The following is a 6,204-nucleotide window of genomic DNA, read 5'->3' on the forward strand; positions in this document are numbered from 1 at the left end:
GATTTACTTGTAAACCTGTTCCCTGTTCTCTAATGGCAACGCCTGATCATAAATCCTAGTATGTTCTAAAGCACTTTCTTCTATGGACAAGCGAGGCTGAATATTCTTGACTAATTTGTCCCATAATTTACGATTAGAAGCAGATTCTTTGATCGTATCGGCTAAGCTAATGGCATCTCTAGCTTTAAAATGTAAACCATTAATATTATGAGCTACTTTCTCGGCCATTCCCCCTATATCACTACAAATAATCGGACGCTTGTGCATAAAAACTTCTTGAATGACTAAAGGAGAATTTTCCCACCATACAGAGGGAACAATTGCCCAATCAATTAACTTCATCAGATTGCCCATATCCTCTTGTTTATATTCGCCATGGTAGGTCACAATATCAGGATATTTTTCCAAAAATTCGGTAAATTTAGCTGCGAATTCCGGAAATCCCCGAGCAATATTGCCAAATAATTCAATTTTAAAATCAGTAAAATCATTTTTTACCAAATAATCCACAGCTTCTAAAATTAGGAACACACCTTTATAAGGATTAATTTGACCAAAAAAGCCAAAGGCATGGCGCTTATATCGAGACTTCTTCTGGCGATAGGGAGCTGGCTGCTGAAGTTTTCTGCCATTTTCTAAAACCTGCATTTTTGTTTGAGGAATTCCCCAGTCAACAAAACGTTTAGCTAAGAAATGACTCGGAGAAATAAACTGATCGACTAATCTGAGATGATTTTTAATAAATTCTTCCCGCATTTTAAATTTCTGTGGAGAATGTTCCGGAAAACAGCGATGACAACGTTCTGGGCTGGCATATTCGCAAAGTTCTTCATTATCCTTCCGGACCATCTGTCCATCACGAAGACACATCAAGATAAATTCGTGGAGCGTAAAAACTATTTTCACCTCAGGCAAAGTTTGCCTGGCAATTTGAATTGCTTCTACTCCCAATCGAATCGTGTGGTGAAAATGAATCACATCGGGTTTGAGTTCTTTTAGAAAATTTTTAAAATCAAGATACATGAAGTTAAGCAACTTCTGTGACTGATAAAAATAATCAAAATCTCCCCCCCAAAATAAAGTCTCGTTAGGAGAATCTCCTAGAATTTGAAAGGGAGTATCGGCATGGGTTTCCCGATTCTCAGCCACCGTTCCAGCTAAGAAAAAGGGCTGATAATGGGTGTGGTCTCGAAGGGCCTGAAACAAATCATAGGCAAAAATTTCGGCTCCTCCAGGGGAAAAATGGGGATGATTATGGGCAAAAATTAAAACCTTTTTAGTTTTTGTAATTGATCTTCTTTGTTCTGCACTATTAATAGGCAAAGCATTCTTATTTGCAAACTGGGTGATGAATTTTGTGTACCTACTTAGAACCATGAGCTTAGAACAAATTTAATAAATTAAAAAAATCTGTGAAAACGATTTGTTATTGAGCATCGTTGATCAATTTGCCGATCTGTTCCCCCCATTTGAGATCGTGCAAATAACCATTTAAATACCAAGCAAGACTACAGTTATAACCTTTGTGAAGATGGATCGATTGGCGTTCAAGATGGTACAAACTAGCATCGGCAAAATACCAACTTTCGTAACCTAAAGCTGCACATTTTAGGCAAAGATCTGAGTCGTCAAAGTAACCGATAATATAGTCTGTTGTAAGTCCGCTGACTTGCTCATATAAATCTTTTTCTATCATCAAGCAAGCGCCGCTCACAGCTGGGACAGCTCTAGTTTTTTGGGCAAGCTCATAGTTCTCGGGCAGACCTTTGTAGTAATGTAGAACATTCGGGAAAGGGAACCCAGTTTCTTCAAAGAATAATCCTGCATGTTGTAGAGAATTATCTTCATAGAGAAGTTTTGCCCCCAAGATGCCAATTTTTGGAGAACTATCGTAAAAATTGGCCATTTGCAAAGCCCAGCCATCATTTTTGGGAAATACATCGGAATTTAATAGTAATAAATACTTTCCTCTAGCTTGAGATGCCCCTGCATTATTGGCCGAGGCATAACCGCTATTGGTTTCCATAATAATGAGGGTTACCGATAAATCGTAGAGCAGGCAATGATCCTGCAAAAAGCCCCGGACCTCCGATTCTTGCTCAGGAGAGTCGAGCACATAAATCAGTTCACACTGTTTCATTGTGGGATCGTTTGCGATCGCAGCTAATTGTACTTTCAGAAAATCTAATCGACGATAGAGAGGAATAATAATTGAAACTAATGGGGTTTCTATAAGCTCACCAATGACCGTGATATCTTTAATTTTTACTTGGGCCATCAACAGTTGCTGCAATTGAAAAGCCGTGGGCGCAATATGCTGCTCCAGCATTTCTGTGGAGATTTTATTCGGTTCGGCAATTTGAATTACTTTTGCCATTGCCATGGCCAGATCTTTTTGTTTTGCTTCGGGAACAATTTCAACTTCAATATCGCCTTTAAGCTTGACTAGAAAGCGAAAACTATGAATTTCAGGCCATTTTTTCATTGCTTCGCCAATATCTTGAGGAATTTGAGCCCGGAGAGCAAATCCCAAACTTCCCTGGAAATCATCATCAGTATTGGTCAAAAAGTTATGATTATCTTGTCGTTCCAGAGTCAAAATATCTTGTTTCGGCAAATCCCAGGCAAATCCTAGAGAAGAAATTACCCTAATACTCTTAAGCATTTCATAGTCATCTTTTAGCCATCCACTCATAAACAAATTTTTATGATCTGGATAAATGATGTTATCAATAGCGATTTTGAAGGGAATATTAAAATCAATAATATTTTCCGTTCTAATATCCAAAAAATATTGTAATTTATTCAATAAGTTATTAACATCTTCTTGAATATGAGAATTTGCAATCCTAATCAAAAAGTTACTAATTTTTTCTCTTACTAAATGCTTTTGTTTTTCTGTTTTTGTGCGGAAATGTTCAATTATTTCCAGATTAAAAGCCTTTTTAGTTGTAAAATTTTGTGTGGTAACTAACTGATTTTCATTATTTAGATAGATGCGACAGTGTTGATTTAGTTTCGCATAACTATCTTTGGCAAAGCAGGCAATCCCAATTATTTGGTCAGGAGAAAGATGGAAGAATTTAGCTCTAGTGATCAGATATTCATTGCCATCAGTCACTAAGATATCAACATCTTCTTTTATTGAAAAATTATCATCTATAGATGCTTCTAGATAAAGCATACTAGTGTTTAACCAATAACCATAATTCAAATCTAAAATATATTTGGTCTTAGTCTCATCACATCGCTTTTGAAACTCATCCAGGCTTCTTATGGAGTTTTGGATTTGTCTAAATAAGGAGTTGATATCTAAATCATTGAGCTTCTCAATTCTTAATTTAGGTTGCTTATTAATTTTAGGGGCAACGGGATCTGTTGCCTTACTATTGAGCCAAAAACTTGGCCCTTTTTCCAAAACCTGATTGGAGTATAAAGGAGCATCGGCTCTTTCCTGCTTATTTTTTTGATAAACAGCTTGAGTCAATTTCTCTTCGACTTCAAGCCAATCGGGATTTTGTTCTTGGACATAAATATAGGCTGTTATCGCTTCATCCCATCTTTGTTGCTCAGCAAAAGCTTGAGCTTGGACATAATTTAAATAATAATAATCAGGATAATATTTTAGACCCTGCTTGGCTACTTCGATAGCTTTTTTTAGGCCCTCATTTTGTAATAACTCGCGGGCAAAATTAAAATAGCACCAATCTGGCTGTCTAGGATTCAGCTCGAAAGCCTTTTGATATAACTTAATCGTATTCTCAGTGTCTTTTATTTGCGCAGAGACTAATGCTCTTGCTCTATATATTTCATCAGATTGAGGATAGATTTTCTCTGCTTTTAAGCCAATTTCTATGGCCAAATCGAAATTACTAACCTGTCCCAACAAAGTAATTAAATTCCCGTAAACCCAGTCTGGTTGAGCTTCTTCTAGTTCAACAGATTTTAAATATAAAGTGATGGCCGCTTCTGTTTCTCCTTCTTTATGTTTGGCTACGGCTTGGGCTTGAAAGTTGTTGGCTATGTTATCCGCTAGATCCTCTGATGGAGTTTCATCGACTTTTTTGCTATTTTCCGTAGCCAGATTGATTTTGTCCTGAATCCCTGGCAAATCAGGTTGAATCTGAGCTGCTTTAGTGAAATAAGAGATGGCTTCAGCCCAATTTTCTACCCCAGAAAATGCGGCGGCGAGATGATAATTTAGCCAGGCCGATTCGCTATGAAATTCCAGTCCTGCCTGACCAATTGTGATCGCCTGAGACAACTGATGTTTGCTAGCCAACATTTCTACCAGGGAAGAATATATCCAATCCGGTTGGGCTGGGTTGATTTTGATTGAGCTTAAATAATAATCAATACTCTTGTCCCAATCATCTTTGCGGTTAAAGGCTAATCCTAATGCTCGATATATTTCATCTGAGTTAGGATATTTAGCTAAAGCTTTTTCCTGTAGACTTAATGCTTCTTCTAGTCTATCTATCTGAACTAATAAGGTAATAATATTGCTATAAACCCAATCTGGTTGATTTTCTTCGAGTTGTAGAGACTCTAAATATAAAACAATAGCTGCTTCGATTTCCCCTGCTTGATGTTTGGCGATCGCTTGCTGGTATAGATTATGCAGTTCTTCTTCTAAGGATTTTTCATTCGCTTTCTTGATGTTTTCATTAGCTAGATTAATTTTATTTTGAATATTGGGCAAATCAGGCTGAAGTTGAGCTGCCTGACTGTAATAGGAGATTGCCTCATACCAGTTATCCACCCCAGAAAATGCGGCGGCAAGATGGTAATTTAGCCAAGCAGATTCACCATGAAATTCCAATCCGGCTTCCCCAATCGCGATCGCCTGGGTCAACTGATTTGTCGCCACCAACATTTCTACCAGGGAAGAGTAGACCCAATCTGGTTGCTGTGGTTGAATTTTTAATGAGGTTAAATAACAATCGATACTTTTGGCAAAATCACCCTGCCGATTAAACGCTAATCCTAATGCCCGATGAATTTCATCTGAATCAGCATGTTTGGCTAAGGCTTTCTCTTGTAGACTTAATGCTTCTTCTAGTCTATTTGCCTGAACCAGTAAGGTAATAATATTGCCATAAATCCAATCTGGTTGATTCTCTTGGAGTTGTAGAGATTCTAAATATAAAACAATCGCTGCTTCTGTTTCTCCTGCTTGATGTTTCGCGATCGCTTGAGCAGACACCTCAGGCAGTTTCTCTTCTAATGATGTTTTTTTGGCTAATGTTTCCTCGGCTTTTTTGATATTTTCATTAGCTAGGTTAATTTTATCTTGAATTCTCGGTAAATCAGGCTGAATCTTGGCCGCTTGACTATAGTAGGAGATTGCCTCAAGCCAGTTTTCTACCCCAGCAAATGCCTCTGCAAGATGATAATTTAGCCAAGGGGATTCATTCTGAAATTCTAATCCTTCTTGACCAATGGCGATCGCCTGAGTCAACTGATTTGTCGCCACCAACATTTCTACTAGGGAAGAGTAGACCCAATCTGGTTGCTGTGGTTGAATTTTTAATGAGTTTGAATAACAATCGATACTTTTTGCAAAATCACCCTGCCGATTAAAAGCTAATCCTAATGCTCGATAAATTTCATCTGAATCGGAATATTTGGCTAAAGCTTTTTCTTGTAAACTTAATGCTTCCTCTAGTCTGTCTGCCTGAACCAGTAAGGTAATAATATTGCCATAAATCCAATCTGGTTGATCTGCTTCGAGCTGTAGAGATTCTAAATATAAAACAATGGCTGCCTCTATTTCCCCTGCTTTATGTTTTGCGATCGCCTGGTTTTGTATCGATTTAAATTCTGGAAGGGCATCTTGCTGTTTGAATTGAGTAACCATTAATTTTTCTATTTTTTATCTTAATAGATGTATAAATATTTTATATATTGGCTTTTTGATAAGATAGTTACATCATGTCTGATCATTTTTGCAAGGGGATAATTACTGTATAAAAGCAAACACTTTCTTCGGTTAAGTTTAATATCGTATTGTTTATCTGTACTGTAAGTAATTATCTGGTTATTGCGTAATACTAAGTCGCGTTCTAAAGTGTAATGGGAGCATCTCGCGCCAAGAGGTGCGACCCCGCGGAATTGGAAATCCGCAAGGGAACGCGCACCTAGCAAAGACGCAAAGGGAATTAAAAATCATCTTACGTCTATGAACGCAAGTTAGTATAATTT

Annotated in this window: 2 protein-coding genes; both read right to left on the reverse strand. The window is 37.5% G+C overall.

The window, feature by feature from the left end; all coding sequences use genetic code 11:
- Window positions 1-3 precede the first annotated feature (3 nt).
- The gene (locus XEN7305_RS09580; protein WP_006509204.1) at window positions 4-1,377 is read right to left on the reverse strand and encodes a glycosyltransferase family 4 protein; all 1,374 of its coding nucleotides are present in this window, start codon (window positions 1,375-1,377) and stop codon (window positions 4-6) included.
- A gap of 49 nt (window positions 1,378-1,426) precedes the next feature.
- Window positions 1,427-5,860, reverse strand: a complete 4,434-nt coding sequence (locus XEN7305_RS26570) for a tetratricopeptide repeat protein (RefSeq protein WP_006509205.1) — start codon at window positions 5,858-5,860, stop codon at window positions 1,427-1,429.
- Between the last annotated feature and the right edge of the window lie 344 nt (window positions 5,861-6,204).

This window comes from Xenococcus sp. PCC 7305 (assembly GCF_000332055.1).
GTDB lineage: Bacteria > Cyanobacteriota > Cyanobacteriia > Cyanobacteriales > Xenococcaceae > Xenococcus.

Bases quoted from the DNA above. Each gene is read 5' to 3' on its own strand.
- XEN7305_RS09580 (WP_006509204.1), bottom strand. From the start codon at position 1,377: ATGGTTCTAAGTAGGTACACAAAATTCATCACCCAGTTTGCAAATAAG.
- XEN7305_RS26570 (WP_006509205.1), bottom strand. From the start codon at position 5,860: ATGGTTACTCAATTCAAACAGCAAGATGCCCTTCCAGAATTTAAATCG.